The sequence below is a fragment of the Thalassobaculum sp. genome (assembly GCF_965223715.1).
Taxonomy (GTDB): Bacteria; Pseudomonadota; Alphaproteobacteria; order Thalassobaculales; family Thalassobaculaceae; genus Thalassobaculum.
Genome location: NZ_OZ245012.1, coordinates 2,048,818 through 2,069,230 on the forward strand (window position 1 = coordinate 2,048,818; position 20,413 = coordinate 2,069,230).

Annotated in this window: 16 protein-coding genes; 5 read left to right on the top strand and 11 right to left on the bottom strand. The window is 67.8% G+C overall.

Annotated elements, in window-relative coordinates:
* Window positions 1-27 precede the first annotated feature (27 nt).
* A complete protein-coding gene (locus ACOQOP_RS09495) occupies window positions 28-684 on the top strand; it encodes a TetR/AcrR family transcriptional regulator (RefSeq protein ID WP_420566088.1) in 657 nt (218 codons plus the stop codon).
* On the opposite strand, the gene ACOQOP_RS09500 is transcribed toward ACOQOP_RS09495, so the two are convergent.
* The 5 genes from ACOQOP_RS09500 to ACOQOP_RS09520 all read right to left on the bottom strand — a co-directional run bounded on the left by ACOQOP_RS09500 (window position 668) and on the right by ACOQOP_RS09520 (window position 5,732).
* Window positions 668-1,966 carry a branched-chain amino acid ABC transporter permease gene (locus ACOQOP_RS09500; RefSeq protein ID WP_420566089.1) on the bottom strand — a complete coding sequence of 433 codons (1,299 nt, stop codon included), beginning with the start codon at window positions 1,964-1,966 and terminating at the stop codon, window positions 668-670. The two genes, ACOQOP_RS09495 and ACOQOP_RS09500, sit on opposite strands and share 17 nt — an antisense overlap.
* Complete coding sequence (locus ACOQOP_RS09505; RefSeq protein WP_420566090.1) at window positions 1,963-2,973, bottom strand: branched-chain amino acid ABC transporter permease; 1,011 nt, start codon at window positions 2,971-2,973, stop codon at window positions 1,963-1,965. Before ACOQOP_RS09505 ends, ACOQOP_RS09500 begins: the two co-directional genes overlap by 4 nt.
* A 1-nt stretch (window position 2,974) precedes the next feature.
* A complete protein-coding gene (locus ACOQOP_RS09510) occupies window positions 2,975-3,679 on the bottom strand; it encodes an ABC transporter ATP-binding protein (protein ID WP_420566091.1) in 705 nt (234 codons plus the stop codon).
* Window positions 3,676-4,458, bottom strand: a complete 783-nt coding sequence (locus ACOQOP_RS09515; RefSeq protein ID WP_420566092.1) for an ABC transporter ATP-binding protein — start codon at window positions 4,456-4,458, stop codon at window positions 3,676-3,678. The genes ACOQOP_RS09510 and ACOQOP_RS09515 overlap by 4 nt, the downstream gene beginning before the upstream one ends.
* Window positions 4,459-4,547: 89 nt before the next feature.
* Window positions 4,548-5,732: an ABC transporter substrate-binding protein gene (locus ACOQOP_RS09520; protein ID WP_420566093.1), complete on the bottom strand. Its 1,185-nt coding sequence runs from the start codon at window positions 5,730-5,732 to the stop codon at window positions 4,548-4,550.
* 186 nt (window positions 5,733-5,918) lie between these two features.
* On the opposite strand from ACOQOP_RS09520, the gene ACOQOP_RS09525 reads away from it, so the two are divergent.
* Genes ACOQOP_RS09525 through ACOQOP_RS09540 form a run of 4 tightly spaced genes read left to right on the top strand, consistent with a single transcriptional unit; the run spans window position 5,919 to window position 13,201 of the window.
* A complete protein-coding gene (locus tag ACOQOP_RS09525) occupies window positions 5,919-9,269 on the top strand; it encodes a DUF2126 domain-containing protein (RefSeq protein WP_420566094.1) in 3,351 nt (1,116 codons plus the stop codon).
* A 2-nt stretch (window positions 9,270-9,271) separates the two neighbouring features.
* Complete coding sequence (locus ACOQOP_RS09530; RefSeq protein WP_420566095.1) at window positions 9,272-11,674, top strand: circularly permuted type 2 ATP-grasp protein; 2,403 nt, start codon at window positions 9,272-9,274, stop codon at window positions 11,672-11,674.
* Window positions 11,675-11,681: 7 nt separating this feature from the next.
* On the top strand, window positions 11,682-12,563 hold the full coding sequence (locus ACOQOP_RS09535; RefSeq protein ID WP_420566096.1) for a transglutaminase family protein: 882 nt from the start codon (window positions 11,682-11,684) through the stop codon (window positions 12,561-12,563).
* A gap of 20 nt (window positions 12,564-12,583) precedes the next feature.
* Window positions 12,584-13,201 carry a glutathione S-transferase family protein gene (locus ACOQOP_RS09540; protein WP_420566097.1) on the top strand — a complete coding sequence of 206 codons (618 nt, stop codon included), beginning with the start codon at window positions 12,584-12,586 and terminating at the stop codon, window positions 13,199-13,201.
* A 256-nt stretch (window positions 13,202-13,457) separates the two neighbouring features.
* On the opposite strand, the gene ACOQOP_RS09545 is transcribed toward ACOQOP_RS09540, so the two are convergent.
* From ACOQOP_RS09545 to ACOQOP_RS09570, 6 genes are all read right to left on the bottom strand, one after another.
* Complete coding sequence (locus ACOQOP_RS09545; RefSeq protein ID WP_420566098.1) at window positions 13,458-14,741, bottom strand: amidohydrolase family protein; 1,284 nt, start codon at window positions 14,739-14,741, stop codon at window positions 13,458-13,460.
* 1 nt (window position 14,742) lies between these two features.
* The gene (locus tag ACOQOP_RS09550) at window positions 14,743-15,687 is read right to left on the bottom strand and encodes an ABC transporter permease (RefSeq protein WP_420566099.1); all 945 of its coding nucleotides are present in this window, start codon (window positions 15,685-15,687) and stop codon (window positions 14,743-14,745) included.
* 3 nt (window positions 15,688-15,690) lie between these two features.
* Window positions 15,691-16,740: an ABC transporter permease gene (locus tag ACOQOP_RS09555; protein WP_420566100.1), complete on the bottom strand. Its 1,050-nt coding sequence runs from the start codon at window positions 16,738-16,740 to the stop codon at window positions 15,691-15,693.
* Window positions 16,730-18,277 carry an ABC transporter ATP-binding protein gene (locus ACOQOP_RS09560; RefSeq protein ID WP_420566101.1) on the bottom strand — a complete coding sequence of 516 codons (1,548 nt, stop codon included), beginning with the start codon at window positions 18,275-18,277 and terminating at the stop codon, window positions 16,730-16,732. The genes ACOQOP_RS09555 and ACOQOP_RS09560 overlap by 11 nt, the downstream gene beginning before the upstream one ends.
* Window positions 18,277-19,308 (bottom strand): BMP family protein, encoded by a 1,032-nt coding sequence (locus tag ACOQOP_RS09565; RefSeq protein WP_420566102.1) that lies wholly within the window; start codon window positions 19,306-19,308, stop codon window positions 18,277-18,279. The genes ACOQOP_RS09560 and ACOQOP_RS09565 overlap by 1 nt, the downstream gene beginning before the upstream one ends.
* Window positions 19,309-19,477: 169 nt before the next feature.
* Window positions 19,478-20,407: a diguanylate cyclase gene (locus ACOQOP_RS09570; protein WP_420566103.1), complete on the bottom strand. Its 930-nt coding sequence runs from the start codon at window positions 20,405-20,407 to the stop codon at window positions 19,478-19,480.
* Window positions 20,408-20,413 lie beyond the last annotated feature (6 nt).

Sequence of the window (20,413 nt, forward strand, 5' to 3'; positions counted from 1 at the left end):
CCCTGGATGGAGGAGGATCCCCCCTCGATGGCCTGCTGTGTCGGAGACGGAAAGAAGCCCACACGCGGCGAAATCCGTCGGCGCGCCCTTGTGGAAGCCGCCTGGTCGCTGGTCAAGGAGAACGGGATCGAGGCGATCACCCTCGACGAGATCATCGCCCGTGCCGGCGGCTCCCGCGCAACGATCTACTCGGCCTTCGGCGACAAGGACGGGCTGATCAAGGCCGCGGTCGGTGAGAACTGCTCCGCCTTCGCCGAGCAGATGATGGAGATGCTGGATGACAGCGAGGATCCGGCAACGACCCTGACCCGGCTTGCGGCCAACCTGATCGGCCATATCTGGACGCCTGAGGCGACGCGGATCTTCGGCAGCTTCCTGACCGAGGGCGACCGGTTCCCCCAGGTGATCGACGCCTTCCTGCAGAACGGGCCGGACCGGCTGCACCGCCGCCTGGCCCGCTACCTCGCCGAGATGCGCGACCGCGGCCAGGCCCCGATAGAGGACCCCGAGGCCGCGGCCAAACTGTTCCTCGACACCCTGCACGGCGACTGGCTGATCGGCTCCCTGGGCGGAAGGCCGCCCCGGGACCCGGACTCATCTGGGACCCGGCAGTGGATCCGCTATGTGGTCGCCCGGACGCTGAACCTGCCGGCCGACGCGGTCCCCCTCACCGCTCCGGGATGAGCCCCTTGGGCGCGAAGCGCATCACCAGCAGCAGGATCGCCCCCATAAGCAGGTAGCGGGTATAGGCCGCCCCCATCATCAGATGGGCGCCAATGGCGGAATCCTCCGGCAGCGGGGCGGTGATCGTCGCCATGAACCAGTTGCCCAGCGGCTCGGCCTCGACCCACAGGAACCAGATCACGAAACCGCCCAGCACCGCGCCCCAGTTGTTACCGGACCCGCCCAGGATCACCATCACCCAGATCAGGAAGGTGAAGCGCAGCGGGATGTAACTGGTCGGGGTGAGCTGCCCGTCCAGGGTCGCCAGCATGGCGCCGGCGATGCCGCATGTCGCACAGCCCAGCACGAAGACCTGCAGGTGGCGGGCCTTCACGTCCTTGCCCATGGCCTCGGCGGCGTCTCGGTTGTCGCGGATCGCCCGCATCATCCGGCCCCAGGGCGACTTGAGCGCCCGCTCGGCCAGCCACATGACGATGGCCAGCACGGCGATGAACAGCAGCCCGTAGCAGAACTTCACGAACAGGCTGGAGGCCTCGTTGAGATCCGTGGCGCCGAGTGAGGTCGCCAGATCGATGAACCACTGGGCCTCCACCAGGTCGACCTCGTAGGGCACCGGGCGCGGAATGCCGGTGACGTTCTTCACGCCGCGCGACAGCCACTCCTCGTACTTGATGACGGCGATGATGATCTCGGAGATGCCGAGGGTCGCGATGGCGAGATAGTCGGCGCGCAGGCCCAGTGCGATCTTGCCGATCAGCCACCCTGCCCCGGCCGCCACCAGCCCGCCCAGCGGCCAGGCCAGCAGTACCGGCATGCCGAGGCCGCCGAGATAGCCCGACAGGGCCGGATCGATCGCCTCGATCCGCTCGGTCGCCGGCAGGAAGAAGGTCCCGATCAGGAAATAGCCGGCGATCACCAGGGCGACGGTGACCAGCAGGCGGAAGGCAGGCGGCACCATGCGGCGCGCGAACACGATCGCGACCACCGTGGCGACCAGGCTGATGAACGACAGCGCCAGGTCGCCGCCCGCCACCGCCCAGGCCTCCTGGACCGGCGGCATGGAGACCAGGACAGCGGTCAGCGCGCCGAGCGCGGTGAAGCCCATGATCCCGACATTGAACAGCCCGGCATAGCCCCACTGCATGTTCACGCCGAGCGCCATCACGGCGGAGATCAGGCACAGATTGAAGATGCCGAAGGCGACGTTCCAGCTCTGGAACACCCCGACCCCGATCAGCACCAGCATCATGAGGCCGTAGAGGAAGACGACGCGCCGGGTCATATGACTTTCCCCCGGATGATGCCGGTCGGCCGCACCAGCAGCACGACGACCAGGATGACGAAGGAGACCGCGAACTTGTAATCGGTCGACAGGAGCTGGACCAAGCCGTCGGGCTCCCAGCCCTCGGGGCCGAGATAAGCCAGGAACCGCTTGAAGGCGTAGGTCACGGTGACTTCCGAGAAGGCGACGATGAAGCCGCCGAGCACCGCGCCCACCGGCTGGCCGATGCCGCCCAGGATGGTGGCGGCGAAGATCGGCAGCAGGATCTGGAGGAAGATGAACGGCTTGTAGGTCTTGTCGAGGCCGTAGAGCGTGCCGGCGATGCAGGCGAGCGAGCCGGCGATGATCCAGGCGATCAGGACCACCCGCTCGGGGTTGATGCCGGACAGCAGCGCCAGATCCTCATCGTCGGAATAGGCGCGCATCGCCTTGCCCCAGCGGGTCTTCTGCAGGAACCAGAACAGCAGCGCCACGACGATCAGGGTGACCACGACGGTGACCACCTGGGTCTGCTTGATGGCGATGCCCTGGTCCCAGCCGGTCAGCTGCTTGAACTCGCCGAAGGAGATCAGGAACCGCGCGCCGTCGGCGAAGCTATGGTCGTCGGGACCGATCACGATGCGGATGATGCCCGCCATCATGAACATCACGCCAACCGAGACGATGGCAAAGACGATCGGGTTCGCCCGCTTCTTCCGGTAGAACTTGAACACGAACCGGTCGGTCAGCACCGCCATGGCGACGGTCGCCAGGATGCCGACCGGCAGGGCCAGCAGGGCCGTCGGCAGCGGGCCGAGGCCGATCCCGTTCATCTGCAGCAGCCAGGTCACCAGGATGGTCACCATGGCGCCGAAGGACATCAGCTCGCCGTGGGAGAAGTTGGCGAAGCGCAGGATGCCGAAGATGATCGTGACCCCGAGCGCGCCGAGCGCGAGCTGCGCGCCATAGGCGGTGGCCGGGACGAGGACGAAATTCGCGAGCAGCGCGAAGGCGTTGGCGATCTCCATCTCAGCCCCCCAGGAACGAGCGGCGGACTTCCTCGTTCGCCAGCAGCGCCTCGCCGGTATCGGTGAAGCGGTTTGTGCCCTGGACCAGGACGAAGCCGTGATCGGCGATCTCCAGCGCCTGACGTGCATTCTGCTCGACCATCAGGATGGCGATGCCGGTCTTGGCGATCTCGACGATGCGGTCGAACAGCTCGTCCATGACGATCGGCGACACGCCGGCGGTCGGCTCGTCCAGCATCAGCAGACGCGGCTGGGTCATCAGCGCCCGGCCGACCGCCACCTGCTGGCGCTGGCCGCCGGACAGCTCGCCGGCCGGCTGGTTGCGCTTCTCGGCCAGGATCGGGAACAGCTCGAAGACCTGCTCCTTAGAAGCCGTCAGGTCGTCGTCGCGGATGAACGCGCCCATCTCCAGGTTCTCTTCCACGCTCAGCGACACGAAGACGTTTCGGTTCTGCGGCACGAAGCCCATGCCGACCCGCACCCGGTCCTGGGGCGCGAGGCCGGTGATGTCCTGGCCGTCGAACACCACGCTGCCCTCGCGCAGGTTCAGCATACCGAACACCGCCTTCATCGCGGTTGACTTGCCGGCCCCGTTCGGTCCGACCACCACGGCGATCTCGCCGCGCTCCACGCGCAGCTCGCAGTCGCTGATGATGTCCGCGCCGCCATATCCGCCGGTCATGCCGGTTGCAGCCAGGAAACTCATGCCTCCGACACCCGCTTGTGCTTGCGCCCGGTGCCCAGATAGGCCTCGATGACGTCCTCGTTGTTCATGACCTCGTCGGTCGTCCCCTGAGTCAGGAGCCGGCCCTCGGCCATGACGATGACCGGGTCGCAGAGCCGGGCAATGAAATCCATGTCGTGCTCGATCAGGCAGAAGGTGTAGCCGCGCTCCTGGTTCAGGCGCTGGATCGAGCGCGCGATCGTCTGCAGCAGCGTGCGGTTCACGCCGGCGCCGACCTCGTCCAGGAACACGATCTTGGCGTCCACCATCATGGTACGGCCGAGTTCCAGCAGCTTCTTCTGGCCGCCGGACAGGTTTCCGGCCAGCTCGTTTTCCAGATGCGGGATCTCCAGGAACTCGATGACCTCGCGGGCGCGCTCGCGGACCTTGGCCTCGACTTCGCGCACCTTGGCGAAATTGAACCAGGTGTGGCGCAGCTCCTCGCCCGGCTGTTCGCCCGGCACCACCATCAGGTTCTCCAGCACCGTCAGGCTGGAGAACTCGTGGGCGATCTGGAAGGTGCGGAGCAGGCCCTTGTGGAACAGCTCGTGCGGCTCCAGCGCCGTCACGTCCTCGCCGTCCAGGTAGATCTGGCCGGAGGACGGCGGGAAATGCCCCGCGATGATGTTGAAGAGAGTGGTCTTGCCGGCCCCGTTCGGACCGATCAGGCCGGTAATCGACCCCTGCGCGATCTCCAGCGAGACCCCGTCGACCGCGCGGATGCCACCAAAGTTCTTGGTGACGTTCTCAACTCTGATCATTCAACAAATCCGAAATCGGGAGACGGTCGGGCCGTAGCCCGACCGCCCCCATGTCGTTGCCGACCGCGTGGCGGTCAGCGGCCAATCGGTCAGTGGTAGGACACCGTCTTCCAGGCGCCGCCCTCGATGATGGTCTCGCGGAAGCTGCCGGCGGACTCGCCCGGGCCGATCAGTTCCAGCGCGGTGCCGCCGACATAGTCGATGTCACCGCCATCGGCGAGGATCTTCAGGGCCTTGGCCAGCTCGCCCGGGTAGATCTTCTCGCCCGGGGCGTTGGCGACCTTCTCCACATGCTCCTTGTAGACGGCGCTGTCGGTGCTGCCGGCGGACTGCATGGCCAGCAGCAGGACGGCGGCGGCGTCATAGGCCTCCGGGACGTACGGGTCGTCGCCCTTGAAGCCTTTCGAGCTGCCGAGTTCGGCCAGCATCTTGGCACCCGGGCTGTCGGTGCCCGGGTTGGTGCCGATCGAGCCGTCGATCGCGTCGCCGAAGTTCTCGGTGAGCGACTCGCCAACCATGCCGTCCGGCAGGAGGAACTTGTCGAACGCGCCGGTGTCCAGCGCCGCCTGGATCATGCCCTTGCCGCCCTGGTCGAGGTAGCCGGCCACGATCAGGATCTCACCGCCGGCCGAGGCCAGGGTGGCGACTTCGGCCGAGTAGTCGGCCTTGCCGTCCTCATGGGCGGCGACGGCGGTGATCTTGCCGCCGGCCTTCTCATAGGCCGCCTGGATGGCGTCCGCGAGGCCCTTGCCGTAGTCGTTGTTGGTGTAGGTCAGCGCCGCCGACTTGATCCCCTTGGAGGACAGGATCTCGCCGATGATCTCGCCCTGGCGGGCGTCGGACGGGGCGGTGCGGAAGAACAGGCCGTCATCCTCGATCGTGCTCAGCGCCGGCGAGGTCGCGGACGGAGAGATCATGACGATGCCGTTCGGGCGCACGACGTTGTTCAGGACGGCCGTGGTCGCGCCCGAGCAGGTGGCGCCGACGATGCCGACGACACCCTCGGAGGTGATCAGACGGGTGGCCGCGGCCGTGGCGGCGGCGGCGTCGATGCAGGTGCTGTCACCGCGCACCGAGACGACCTTCTTGCCGCCCAGGAACAGACCGCTGTCCGAGATCTCCTGGATCGCCGCTTCACCGCCAAGCGCCATCGGCTTGACCAGCGACTCCGTCGGGCCGGTGAAGCCCTGGAGCATGCCGACTTTGACTTCTTCCTGAGCGTGGGCCGCGGTGGAGAACACCGCCGCGCACAGCAACGGTAGCAAACGTTTCATGGTCGCTTCCTCTTGTTTGATGCCAGGTTCCTGGTCTGCCCCACTATACATTTGTGGGCTGTGACAGCAATCGAAGCGACAGGCTCATCCGACAGCCGCCCCCTGGATAGGGGCCTCGCAATCGCTTTCCGCATTGCGATATAACCTGATGAGGTACGCTCGGACGCTGCAACCATCTGGATAGTCATGTCGATCAAGGCCGCGATCCATCACCTGACCCACTACCGCTACGACCGCCCGGTCACCCTCGGCCCGCAGATCATCCGGCTGCGCCCGGCGCCCTACAGCCGGACCAGGGTGATCTCGCACTCGCTGAAGGTCACGCCGGACACCCACTTCGTGAACCACCAGCAGGACCCGTACGGCAACTGGCTGTCCCGCTTCGTGTTTCCGGAACCGGTGCGCGAGCTGAAGATCGAGGTCGACCTCGTCGCCGACATGACCGTCTACAACCCCTTCGACTTCTTCGTGGAGGAGAGTGCCGAGGAATGGCCCTTCGCCTATCCCGAGGAGCTGCGCGACGACCTGTCCATTTACCTGAAGCCGGAGCCGATCGGCCCGCGGGTGGAAGACTTTCTGAAGCGCCTCGACCGCTCGCAGAAGGGCACCGTCAACTTCGTCGTCGACCTGAACCGGCAGGTCTCCGAGGCGGTGAAGTACCTGATCCGCATGGAGCCGGGCGTCCAGACGCCGGAGGAGACCCTGGAACTGGCCAGCGGCTCGTGCCGGGATTCGAGCTGGCTGCTGGTCCAGCTGCTGCGCCATCTGGGCTTCGCCGCCCGCTTCGTGTCCGGCTACCTGATCCAGCTCAAGCCGGATCTGGTGGCCCTGGACGGCCCGGCCGGCACCGACCACGATTTCACGGATCTGCATGCCTGGGCCGAGGTGTATCTGCCGGGAGCCGGCTGGATCGGCCTCGACCCGACCTCCGGCCTCCTGACCGGCGAGAGCCATATCCCGCTGTCGGCCTGTCCGCATTACCGCAACGCCGCCCCGATCTCCGGCATGGCGAGCCCGGCCAATGTCGATTTCTCCTTCGACATGACGGTGACGCGGGTGGCCGAGCACCCGCGCATCACCAAGCCGTTCTCCGACGAGGCCTGGAGCGCCCTGGACGCGCTCGGCGAGAAGGTCGACCGGGATCTGGCCGAGGGCGATGTGCGCCTCACCATGGGCGGCGAGCCGACCTTCGTGTCGATCGACGATTTCGAATCCGCCGAATGGAACACCGCCGCTGTCGGGCCGATGAAGCGTGGTCTGGCCGACGTGCTGATCCGCCGCCTGCGCCAACGCTTCGCGCCGGGCGGCTTCCTGCATTACGGCCAGGGCAAGTGGTATCCGGGCGAGACCCTGCCGCGCTGGACCTTCTCTTTGTACTGGCGCCGGGACGAGAAGCCGATCTGGCGCAACCCGGACCTGATCGCCGGCGAGACCGAGACCCTGCATGCAGGTCCGAAGGAGGCGGAGGCGCTGCTGAAGGCGATCGCCGAGAACCTGTCGGTCGAGCGTGACTATGTCGTCCCCGCCTTCGAGGACCCGGCGGAATGGGTGCTGAAGGAGGCGAACCTTCCAGAGAACGTGACGCCGGAGAACTCCAAGCTGCGCGACGCCGAGGAGCGGCACCGCATCGCCCGGGTGTTCAGCCGCGGCCTGACCGAGCCCGCCGGCTATGTCCTGCCGGTGCAGGCCTGGCAGTCGCGCGCGCGGGAAACCCGCCGCTGGCAGTCGGAGCTGTGGAAGCCGCGCCGCGGCCATGTGTTCCTGGTGCCGGGCGACAGCCCGGTCGGCTTCCGCCTGCCGCTCGGCTCCCTGCCCTACGTGCCGCCGTCCCAGTACCCTTATGTGAACATCGCCGACCCGTGGGAGACCAAGGGGCCGCTGCCCGATTTCGACGCGGAGCGCGGACCGGGCGAGGCCGCGGCGGATGAGGACGCCCCCGACCAGGCCCGCGCCTCCTTCACGCCGGGCGGCCCTGTCCAGAACGTCATCGAGCAGAAGGTCGGCGAGGTCGGCGGCGCCGTGCGCACCGCCATCGCCGTGGAGCCGCGCGACGGCCGCCTCTGCGTGTTCATGCCGCCGGTGGAGCGGATCGACGACTATCTCGACCTGCTCGACGCGGTGGAGCGCGCGGCGGCCAAGGTCAGCGTGAAGGTTCATATCGAGGGCTACGCCCCGCCGACCGACCCGCGCCTGAACGTGATCCGCGTCGCCCCCGACCCGGGCGTCATCGAGGTGAACATCCATCCGGCGACGAGCTGGCGCGACTGCGTGGCCATCACCGAGGGCGTCTACGAGGAGGCACGCCAGTCCCGCCTCGGCGCCGACAAGTTCATGATCGACGGCAAGCATACCGGCACCGGCGGCGGTAACCACGTGGTCGTCGGCGGCGCCAATCCGGAGGACAGCCCGTTCCTGCGCCGGCCCGACCTGCTGCGCTCGCTGATCCTGCACTGGCAGCGCCACCCGAGCCTGTCCTACCTGTTCTCCGGCCTGTTCATCGGTCCGACCAGCCAGGCCCCGCGCATCGACGACGCCCGCCACGACACGCTCTATGAGCTGGAGATCGCGCTCAGCCAGATCCCGAGCCCGGACAACGGCACCCCGCCGCCGCCCTGGCTGGTCGACCGGCTGCTGCGCAACATGCTGACCGACGTGACCGGCAACACCCACCGCTCGGAGATCTGCATCGACAAGATGTACTCCCCGGACGGGCCGACCGGGCGCCTTGGCTTGGTGGAGTTCCGCGGTTTCGAGATGCCGCCGGACCCTCGCATGAGCCTGGCCCAGCAGCTTCTCCTGCGCGCCCTGATCGCCCGGTTCTGGAAATCGCCGATCGGCGGCAACTTCACCCGCTGGGGCACCACCCTGCTCGACCGGTTCATGCTGCCGCATTTCGTGTGGTCGGATTTCATGGACGTGCTGCAGGACCTGAAGCTGAACGGCTTCCACTTCCGCTCAGAGTGGTACGAGGCCCAGGCCGAGTTCCGATTCCCGTTCTGCGGCGAGGTCGAATACGAGGGCGTGCAGTTGGAGCTGCGTCAGGCTCTGGAGCCCTGGCACGTGCTGGGCGAGACCGGCGCGATCGGCGGCACCGCCCGCTACACCGACAGCTCCACCGAGCGGCTGCAGGTGAAGCTGACGGCGCTGGATCCGAGCCGCTACGTGGTCACCTGCAACCAGCGCCGCATGCCGCTGCACGCCACCGAGAGCAGCGGAGTCGCGGTTGGCGGGGTGCGCTTCAAGGCGTGGCGGCCCGCCATGGCCATGCATCCGGTGATCCCGGTCCACGCGCCGCTGACCTTCGACATCTACGACACCTGGTCGGGGCGGTCGCTGGGCGGCTGCGTCTACCACGTGGCGCATCCGGGCGGGCGCAACTACGAGACCTTCCCGGTCAATGCCAACGAAGCGGATGCACGCAGACTGGCCAGGTTCGAGTATCATGGTCACACGCCGGGGGGCTATGTTCCGGCACCTGAGATGACTCATCCCGAGTTCCCACTGACCCTCGACCTGCGTCGCGCCGCCGGAACCTGACAATGAGCAAGCCGCAGCAGGCTGCGAACCGATCCGACTGGGGCAGCCTTCTGGACGCCTACCGCACGCTGCCCGGCGTTGCGGACGAGCTGTACGACAGCAGCGGCCGGGTGCGGCCGGTGTGGCAGCCATTCCTGCGGGACCTCGCGGCCCTCGACGAAGAGGCGCTCGACCACGCGCTCGCCCGGGGCGACCAGTATCTGCGCGATGCCGGCGTGTTCTTCCGCCAGTACGGCCCGACCGATTCCACCGAGCGCGACTGGCCGCTGAGCCACCTGCCCATGCTGATCGAGGCGGGGGAATGGCAGAACATCGCCACCGCCCTGATGCAGCGCGCCGACGTCCTGGAAGCGGCGATGGGGGACTTCTACGGGCCGAACCGGCTGGTCGCCGACGGCATCGTGCCGGCCCGGCTGCTGGCCTCCAACCCGGAATGGCTGCGGCCCATGGTCGGCATCCAGCCGCGCAACGGCCATTACCTGCACTTCCTCGCCTTCGACATCGGCCGCGGCCCGGACGGCAAGTGGTGGGTGCTGGGCGACCGCACCCAGGCCCCGTCCGGCGCCGGCTTCGCGCTGGAAACCCGGATGGCGACCTCGCGCAGCTTCTCGTCGGTGATGAGCAGCTCCAACGTCATGCGGCTGGCCGGCTTCTTCCGCCGGTTCCGCGACACGTTGCTGGGCATGCGCGACAGCGACGGCAGCCGGGTGGCCATCCTCACGCCGGGTCCGCTGAACGACACCTATTTCGAGCACTCCTACATCGCCCGCTATCTCGGCCTGATGCTGGTGCAGGGTGCCGACCTGGCCGTGAAGGACAACAGGCTGATGGTCCGCACCGTCAGCGGATTGCAGCCGATCTCGGTTGTCTGGCGCCGGCTCGACGCGGAATGGACCGACCCGCTGGAGCTGAACGAGAGCTCCCAGCTCGGCACGCCAGGCATGATCGGGGCGCTGCGGTCGGGTTCCTTCACCATGGTCAACGCGCTCGGCTCCGGTGCGCTGGAGGCCCGGGCGCTCATGGCCTTCATGCCGCGCATGAGCGAGCACCTGACGGGCCAGCCGCTGGCCATGCCGAACATCGCCACCTGGTGGTGCGGCGGGCCCGGCGAATGCGACTACGTGAAGGCCAATCTGGAGCGCATGACGATCGACAACGCCATGTCGACGCGCCTGCCCTTCGACCACGGCCCCAATGTGGTGATCGCCGGCCGCAAGACCGACGGCAGCGCCGTCGACCCGGCCTGGATCGACGATAACGGCCCGCTGCTCGCCGCGCAGGAGATCGTTTCGCTCTCCACCGCCCCGGCCCTGGTAGACCGCAAGCTCGAGGCCCGGCCCATGAGCCTGCGGGTCTTCGTCGCCCGTTCCGGCAGCGGCTGGGTGGTGATGCCCGGCGGCTTCGCCCGGATCGGCCATTCGGCGGAGAGCGCCGACATCTCGATGCAGCGCGGCGGCGCGGTGTCCGACGTCTGGGTGGTGTCCGACGATGCCGGCCCGGCCGACACCCTGCTGGAGACCGGCGGCGGCACCGCCAAGCGCACCCTGGACGCCACCCTGCCCAGCACGGCCGCCGACAACCTGTTCTGGCTCGGCCGGTATGTGGAGCGGACCGACTTCAAGCTACGGCTGCTGCGCGCCTTCCACGTGCGGTTGGCTGAGACCGGCAGCGGCGACTATCCGCTAGCCCGGATGCTGTCCGACTACCTGGAGTTCCTGGGCGCCGATACCGAGGCGACCATCCCGACCAACGTGCTGGACGACATGCGCGCGGCGCTGCGCAGCTCCGGGCAGATCCGCGACCGGTTCTCCACCGATGCCTGGAACGCCCTGGTCGACCTGTCGCGCACCACCGAGATGTTCGCCACCCGCATCCAGCCGGGCGACGACGCGTCCCGCGCCTTCAGCGTGCTGCTGCGCAAGATCGCCGGCTTCGCCGGGCTGGTGCATGAGAACATGTACCGCTTCACCGGCTGGCGCTTCCTCGGCATCGGCCGGGCGCTGGAGCGGGCCGGGCTGATGATGAGCTTCCTGCGGGTCTTCACCGAAAAGGACGCCCCGGAAGGCGCGCTCGACCTTGCCATCGAGGTCGGGGATTCGATCATGACCCACCGCCGCCGCTACGCCGCCGGGACCAGCCGCGACACCGTGATCGATCTGCTGCTGCTCGACGACAACAACCCGCGTTCGGTGCTTCACCAGCTCGCCTCGATCGACGATCACGCCTCCTATCTGCCGGTGACGGTCGAGGAGGTCCGGATGACGCCGTTCCAGCGCAAGGTGCTCGAGATCAAGACCGCGCTCACCACGGCCGCCCCGGGCGAGATCACCCCGGAGAGGCTGGAGCAGCTTTCGGGCGACGCCGCCTCCCTGTCCGGCCTGCTGGCCGACACCTATCTGCGGTGAGCGCGCGATGCTGTACGACATCACCCTGAAGATCGAGTACGCCTATGACAGCCTGGCCGACGCGGGGCGGCACATCCTGCGGCTGACGCCAGCCACCCTGCCCGGCCGCCAGCGAGTGATCGCCTCCACCCTGGACGTCACGCCGGCGCCGACCGAGCAGGGCTTCTCCTTCGACTTCTTCGACAACCGCTGCATCAGCATCTCCTATGACGAGGCGGTGGAGGAGACCGCCTTCCTGATGCAGGCGCGGGTCGACCGGGCGGCCCTGGAGCCGCTCTTCGACGTCTCGCCCGACCTGCGCCGGCTGGCAAAGGAGCTGGACACGGTCAATTCGGTCGCCTCGGAGGCGCCGCACCATTTCCGCGGCCGCTCCCCCCGGGTGCCCCCGGTGGCGGAGATCGGCGCCTGGGCCCGGGGACTGACCGCCGACAGCCGGAGCACGCTGGACGCGGTCACCACCGTCTGCAAGGCGCTGCACCGGGAGATGGACTTCGATCCGGAAGCGACCGCCGTCGACACCCCGCTGGAGGAGGCGTTCCGCGCCCGCCATGGCGTGTGCCAGGACTTCACCCATATCGCCATCTGCGCGCTCCGCAGCATAGGCGTGCCGGCCGGCTATGTGAGCGGCTTCCTGCGCACCATCCCGCCCAAGGGTTCCGCCCGCCTGGAAGGTGCCGACGCCATGCATGCCTGGGTGCGGGCCTGGTGCGGGCTGGAGATGGGCTGGGTCGAGTTCGATCCGACCAACAACATGATGGCGGGCGAGGACCATGTGGTGGTTGCCGTCGGCCGCGACTATTTCGACGTGGCCCCGGTCAAGGGCGCGTTGCGCACCGCCGGCTCCCAGGAGACGTCGCAGTCGGTCGACATGGTGGCCGTCCCGGCCTGAACTTACCTCAGGAGCCCCGGATGAAGCTCTACGGCCGCCCGTTCAGCGTCTATGTCCGCACCGTCCGGCTCTGTCTGGAGGAGAAGGGGCTGGCCTACAAGCTGGTGCCGGTCGATCCGTTCGACCCGGCCGGCCTGCCCGACTGGTACGCCGATCTGCACCCGTTCGGAAAGATCCCGGCCTTCGAGGACGGCGACGTGCGGCTCTATGAGAGCGACGCGATCCAGCGCTACCTGGAGGCGCGCTATCCCGAGCCGCCCTTGCTGCCGACGGAGCCCGCGGCCCTCGCCCGGGCTGTGCAGGCGATGCGGATCATGGACAGCTACGCCTATCCGGCCATGGTCTGGAGCATCTTCGTCTGCGAGGCGCGGGATATGGAGGAAGGCTGGATGCCCCGGGACAAGGCGCTGGATGTATCGCGCAAGGTGCTGGGCGAGCTGGAGCGGTGGCTGGCGGATGGGCCGTATCTGGCCGGCGCGGCGCTGACCCTGGCGGACACCCATTTCCTGCCGACGCTGGACCTGTTCAGCATGACGGCCGCCGGCCGGGAGATGCTGCGCGAGCACCCGAAGGTCCGCGCCTGGTGCGAACGGCTGCGCGAGCGGCCCTCGGCCATCGCGACCGCATTTACCGGCTGATCAACCCTCCCGACTCTAGCCGTCATCCTGATGCAAATCAGGATCACGCCCCGAACGTCCGGCCTCGGTCCCGGCCCGCCCCCGGATCAATTCCGGATTAAATCCGGGACGGGCGCGTCCGGGATGACGATCATTTAATTGATTACGTTACCCGTCATCCCGGCGAGCTCCGGGCTTGGCCCGGAGGTCGGCCGGGACCCAGCCGTTGGACGTTGGTGGCTTGGTCCTGAGGTGCATCAGGACGACGGAATAGCTGTCACCCCATCACCCGGTGCCGCCGCCGCACGCGCTCCGGCCGTCCCGGGATCGACAGCCGGGCGTCGTTACGCGCCTGCCGGGAGATCACCTTGCCCTTGGCAATGACGCAGAGCCGGTCCGGGCGCAGCCGCACCGCTTCCACCTTGTCCCCAGCGTCCAGCACCACCAGCGACGCCACCGACCCGACCTCCAGCCCGTAGCCATCGAGATGCATGATCTTCGCACTCTCGGTCGTCACCATGTCAAAGCAGCGGGCCATCTCCTCCGGCGCGCTCATCTGCGCCACATGCAACCCCATGAATGCCACGTCCAGCATGTCCCCGGTGCCGAGCGAGTACCACGGGTCGCGCACGCAGTCCTGGCCCCAGCCGACGGTGATGCCGAGCGCCTGCATCTCCTTCACCCGGGTCAGGCCCCGGCGCTTGGGGAAGGTGTCGTGGCGGCCCTGGAGCATGATGTTGATCAGCGGGTTCGGGATCGCGGCCACCTGCGCCTCGGCCATCAGCGGCAGCAGCTTGGAGACGTAGTAATTGTCCATGGAATGCATGGAGGTCAGGTGCGAGCCCGCCACCCGCCCCTGGAGGCCGAGCCGCTGGGTCTCGTAGGCCAGCGTCTCGATATGCCGGGACATCGGGTCGTCGGTCTCGTCGCAATGCATGTCGACCAGCAGCCCGCGCTCCGCGGCGATCTCGCAGAGTGCGGTCACCGAGGCCGCCCCGTCGGCCATGGTCCGCTCGAAATGCGGAATGCCGCCGACCACGTCGACGCCCATGTCCAATGCCCGCACCGTGTTCGCGTAAGCCGTCGGGTCGCGGTACAGCCCGTCCTGGGGGAAGGCGACGAGTTGCAGGTCGATATAGCCCTTCACCGCCTCGCGCACGTCGAGGAGCGCCTCCACACCGAGCAGCCGGTCGTCGCAGGTGTCCACATGGCTGCGGATCGCCAGCAGGCCGAGGCTCGCCGCCCAGTCGCAATAGGCGAGAGCGCGCTCCTTGACCTGGTCGACGGTCATCACCTGCTTCAGCTCGCCCCACAGGGAAATGCCCTCGAGCAGCGTGCCGGAGGCGTTGATCCGCGGCAGGCCGTAGCTGAGGGTCGCGTCCATGTGGAAATGCGGATCGACGAAGGGCGGGCTGACCAAGTCACCCGCCGCGTCGATCACCTCACCGGCCTCGACGGCGTCGTCCAGCCGCTCCACGGCGGCGATGCGGCCGTCGCGGATGCCGATATCGGCGACCCGTCCGTCCGGCAGGGTCCCGCCCTTCACGACGATATCGAACATCTCAGCGCTCTCCCCTGTTGAACGGCACCATGAGGGCCGCCGGCACCTCGGCCCGGCGCGACATCACCACCAGCGCCAGGATCGACAGGAGATACGGCATCATCAGGAATATCTGGTAGGGAATATCGGCCCCGAGCGAGGTCTGCTGCAGGCGGATCTGCAGGGCGTCGAAGGCGGCGAACAGCAGCGCGCCGAGCAGCGCCTTGCCCGGCTTCCAGGCGCCGAACACGACCAGCGCGATGCAGATCCAGCCCCGTCCGTTGACCATCTCGAAGAAGAACGAGTTGAAGGCGGACATGGTGAGGAATGCGCCGCCCACGCCCATCAGGCCGGAGCCGACCACCACAGCACCCATGCGCAGGGCGGTGACCGACAGGCCCTGGGCCTCGACCGAGTGCGGGTTCTCGCCCACCGCCCGCACCGCCAGGCCCAGCGGGGTGCGGTAGAGGACGAAGGCGACCAAAGCGGCGGTGACGAAGGCGAGATAGGTCAGCGGCGTCTGTGCGAACAGCGCCTGCCCGATGATCGGGATGTCGGAGAGCACCGGGATCGGCAGCTCCTTGAACGCCTCGATCCGCGGCGGGTTGGTGACCTGCGGCAGGGCGACCCGGTAGGCGAAATAGGTAGAGGCGGTCGCCAGCAGGGTGATGCCGAGGCCGACCACGTGCTGGCTGAGGCCGAAGGGCACCGACAGGGTCGCGTGCAGCAGGCCAAACAGCATGCCGGCCATCATCGCCACGCCGACCCCGACCCAGAGATCCGCACCCGAGTAGACCGCCATCCAGCCGGCGAAGGCGCCGACCACCATGATGCCCTCGATGCCGAGGTTCAGCACGCCGGCGCGCTCGCAGATCAGCTCGCCCAGGGTGGCGAAGATCAGCGGGCTGGCGATGCGCACGGCGGCCGCCCAGAAGCTGGCCGAGACCAGGATGTCGAGGATCTCCACCGCCTACCCCCTCACCACACGGAAGCGCGTCAGCATGATCGCCAGCACCATCAGTAGAAGGGCCGAGGCGAGCAGTATGTCGGCGATGTAGGTCGGCACAGCGGCGGCACGGCTCATGCTGTCCGCACCGACGAAGATGCCGGCGACGAACAGGGCGGAGACCACCACACCCAGCGGGTTCAGGAGCGCCAGCATGGCGACGATGATGCCGGTGTAGCCGAAGCCCGGAGACAGATCCAAGGTCAGGCTGCCCTTCAGCCCCGCCACTTCCGAGAAGCCGGCGAGACCGGCGAGGCCGCCGGAGATCAGGGCGGTCTTGATCACCACCTTGGTCACCGGGATGCCGGCGAAGGCGGCGGCGCGCTGGTTCAGGCCGACGGCGCGGATCTCATAGCCCAGCGTCGTACGGGTCTGCATCACCCAGACGAGGACGGCGCAGATCAACGCGAGGCCGAAGCCCCAGTGCAGCCGCAGCCCGTCGACGATGCGCGGCAGCCGCGCCTCGGCCACCAAACGCTCCGATTTCGGCCAGCCCATCCCCATCGGATCCTTCAGCGGGCCTTCCAGCAGCATCGAGACGAACAGGATCATCACGAAGTTCAGCAGCAGCGTCGTCACCACCTCGTCCACGCCGAGCCGGGTCTTCAGGTATGCCGGGCCCAGCAGCATCAGCGCGCCACCGACGATGGCCACGGCGATCAGGATTGGGAGCAGGATGACCGACGGCAGCGGCAACAGGCCGGTGCCAAGCACGACGGCCAGGAGCGCTCCCATATAGAGCTGCGCCTCCGCCCCGATGTTCCAGAGCTTGGCGCGGAAGGCGACGGCGACCGCGAGGCCGGTGAAGATCAGCGGCGTGGCCCGGTTCAGGGTCTCCAGCAGCGCGAACTTGGAGCCGACCGCGCCCTTCACGATCAGGCCGAGCACCGCGACCGGGTTGGACCCGGCCACAAGGGCCAGCGCCATGGCGATCGCCACCGTCCCGCCGAGCGCGATCGCCGGCAGGCCGAGGGTGCGGGACAATCCCGGATCGGCGACGGGCTCAAGCCGCATGGCCGTGCTCCCCGTCAAAGCCTTGCCCCGCCATCCACACGCCGAGCTCCGCCGGGGTCTTGGTGCCGCGGGCGAAGCCGGGCGACAGGCGGCCCTCAGAGATCACGTGGATCACGTCGGCCAGTGTCAGGATCTCATCCAGATCCTCCGAGATCAGCAGCACCGCCGCGCCCGCATCCCGCGCCTCGATCAGCCGGTTCTGCACATAGGTGACGGCGCCGATGTCGAGGCCCCGCACCGGCTGGACGGCGAGGATGATCTTCGGCTCGGCCTCCAGGGCGCGGCCGAGGATCAGCTTCTGCATGTTGCCGCCGGACAGCAGCCGGATCCGCGCATCCGGCCCAGGGCAACGCACGTCATAGCGCTCGATGATCGCCCGCGTGTGCCGGTCGACCGCCTTCCAGTCGAACCATCCGTTCTTTGAAAATGGTTCTTTTTCATAAGCTTCAAGAACAGTATTCTCAGATAAGGTAAAATCAGAAATCGTTCCGGTGCGATGTCGATCCTCCGGGATCCGGCCGATCCGGGCGTCCAGAGCGGCGCGTGGCGTCCAGGCGCCGACACCCTCGCCGGCGACCTCGAAGACGCCGGACGCGGGGACCGTCTCGCCGGCGATCAGGTCGGCCAGCGCCGCTTGGCCGTTGCCCGACACGCCGGCCAGCCCGGTGATCTGTCCGGCCCGCAGATCGAGCGACAGGGAGCGCAGCCCGACCGCGTTGCCGACCGGGGCGGTAGACACATCCTGCAGCCGCAGCAGCACCGCGCCAGGCGCCGCCCCGCCGACCTCGGGCGCGGTGATCTCGGAGCCGACCATCATATGGGCGAGCTGGTGGCGGTCGGTGTCCGCCGTCGCCACCTCGCCCACCAGCTTGCCGTGGCGCAGCACCAGGACGCGGGAGGAGATCGCCAGCACCTCGTGCATCTTGTGGGAGATGAAGATGATCGACAGGCCGCGCGCCACCGCCTTGCGCAGGGTGGCGAACAGGTCGTCCGTCTCCTGCGGCGTCAGCACGGCTGTCGGCTCGTCCAGGATCAGAATGCGGGCGTCGCGATACAGCGCCTTCAGGATCTCCACCCGCTGGCGCTCGCCGACGCTGAGCGTGCCGGCCTTGGCGTCCGGGTGCACGGCGAGGCCGAAGTCGCAGCTGAGCTGGGCGATGCGCGTCCGTGCGGCCGCCCTGCCCGTGCCCAGACGCCACAGCGGCTCGGTGCCGAGGATGATGTTGTCGAGGACCGAGAGGTTGTCGGCCAGGGTGAAGTGCTGGTGCACCATGCCCACACCCGCCTCCAGGGCGGCGCGCGGGTTGCCCGGCGGCAGCCCATGGCCGAACACCTCGATCGCGCCCTCGTCGGCCGTGTAATGGCCGAACAGGATGTTCATCAGGGTGGTCTTGCCGGCGCCGTTCTCGCCCAGCAGCGCGATCACCTCGCCCTCATGCAGGTCGAAGGTGATCGCGTCGTTGGCGGTCAGCGGGCCGAACCGCTTGGTGATATTGCGGAGGCGCAGGACAGCCCGCGCCCCCGGACCGGCCGGCATCAGCTCGACTTCGGTTCTTCGTCGTTGATCGCGACGGTGAACTCGCCGGCCTTGATCGCCGCCTCGCGCTTCTCTACCAGGGCCATCGCCTCGGCCGGGACCTTGCCCTCGAAGGTGCCGAGTGGGGCGAGCGAGCAGCCGCCCTCCTTCATGAAGGAGTACGGGCCGTAGTTCTCGGCCTTGAACGACCCCGCCTTAACCTTGGCCAGGGCGGCGTTGAAGGTCGGTTCGAAATGCCACAGGGCCGAGGCGACCACGGTGTTCGGATAGTCCGGCTGGGTGTCGATCACGTTGCCGATGGCGAGAATGCCCTTCTCCTGGGCGGCGTCGGACACACCGAACCGCTCGGCATAGAGCACGTCGGCGCCGTTCTCGATCATCGCGTAGGCGGTCTCCTTCGCCTTGGGCGGATCGAACCAGGAGCCGATGAAGCTCACCTGGAACTTGATGTCCGGGTTCATCTCCTTCGCCCCCGCCATGAAGGCGTGCATCAGGCGGTTCACCTCGGGGATCGGGAAGCCGCCGACCATGCCGATATTGCCGCTCTTCGTCATCGATCCTGCAATGATGCCAGAGAGATATGAGGCGTCCTGAATGTAGTTGTCGAAGACGGAAAGGTTCGGATAGGCCGGGTCCTCCAGGAAGCTGGAGCCCATCAGGAAGGCCACGTCCGGGTATTCCAGGGTGACCTCGCGGGCCTCCTGCTCGACGCCGAAGATCTCGCCGACGATCAGCTTCACGCCCTGTTCGGCATATTCGCGCATGACCCGGGGATAGTCGGTGTTCGCGGTGTTCTCGGAGAAGGTGTAGGTCACCTCGCCGGCCGCCTGGGCCGCTTCGGCGGCCTTGTGGATGCGGCTCACCCACTGCTGCTCGACCGGGACGGTGTAGATGCCGGCGGTCTTGATCGGCTCGGCCGCGAACAGACGCGACGGGCTGGTCAGCAGACCGGCCGCCATCGCGGCACCGGACGCGCCCAGCACGCCACGACGCGTCCAGCCGGCCCGGCTCATCGGGAAACTCTTTTTCATGACACCACCCCTGTCCCTGTCATTGCGGATATCGGCGCACGGCGGTTTGTGCACCGTGGCAAGCCCATGCTGCCGCACTCCATGAGCCGGTGCAATAAAGACGCAATATTGTTCGGTTCTTTGGGCAGACCGGGGCAGAAGCCGTCGCTATCGCAGCGCAGCAAAGTCCCTAGGCGGCCTTGACCTCGACCCGGTCCCGGCCGGCATTCTTGCTGGCGTACAGCGCCTGATCGGCCCTGGCCAGGGCAGCGTCGATGGACCCGTCGCCCGCCCGCAGAGGCGTCAGCCCGATGCTGGTGGTCACGGGAATCGACAAACCATTCCAGACCACCGGCGCCTCCCGGACCGAGCGCAGCAGGCGCTCGGCCATCCGCGCGCCCTGCTCGACCGTCGTGCCGGCGGCCAGGACGGCGAACTCCTCGCCGCCGAGCCGACCGAACGTGTCGGTCTCCCGCAACTGGCCGCAGACCCGCTCGGAGACCGCGCGCAGCACCGCGTCGCCGGCGTCGTGGCCGTAGGAATCGTTCACAGTCTTGAAGTGATCGAGATCCATCATCATTAGGCAGGCCTCGCCGCCATAGCGATCGAGGCGCCGGAGTTCCTGGGTCATCCGCTCGCGGAAGGCGCGGCGGTTGGCGAGACCGGTCAGGGAGTCGGTGGTCGCCAGCCGCTCGAGCTCGACATTCAGGTCCTCGAGCTGCTTGGCATAGGCGCGCAGCATGAGCTGGTTTCGGACCCGGGCGCGGACGATCGACGGGTTGAACGGCTTGGTGATGTAGTCGATCGCGCCGAGCCGCAGACCCGCCTCCTCGTCCGCGACATCGGCGTGGCTGGTTACGAAGATGACCGGGATGAAGGCGGTGGTCGGATCAGCCTTCAGCCGGATGATCACCTCATGGCCGTTCATGTCCGGCATCTCGATATCGAGCAGCATCAGGTCCGGGCGGGTTTCCTTGGCCTTCTCCAGGGCGTCATGACCGCCCAGGGAAAACGAGACGGAGGCCACGTCCTTCAGGATCGTCGCAAGGATCCGCACGTTCTCGCGCGCATCGTCGACGATGAGAACACGCGAGGCGGAGATATCGAGGTCGGAGTTCATCGTCTG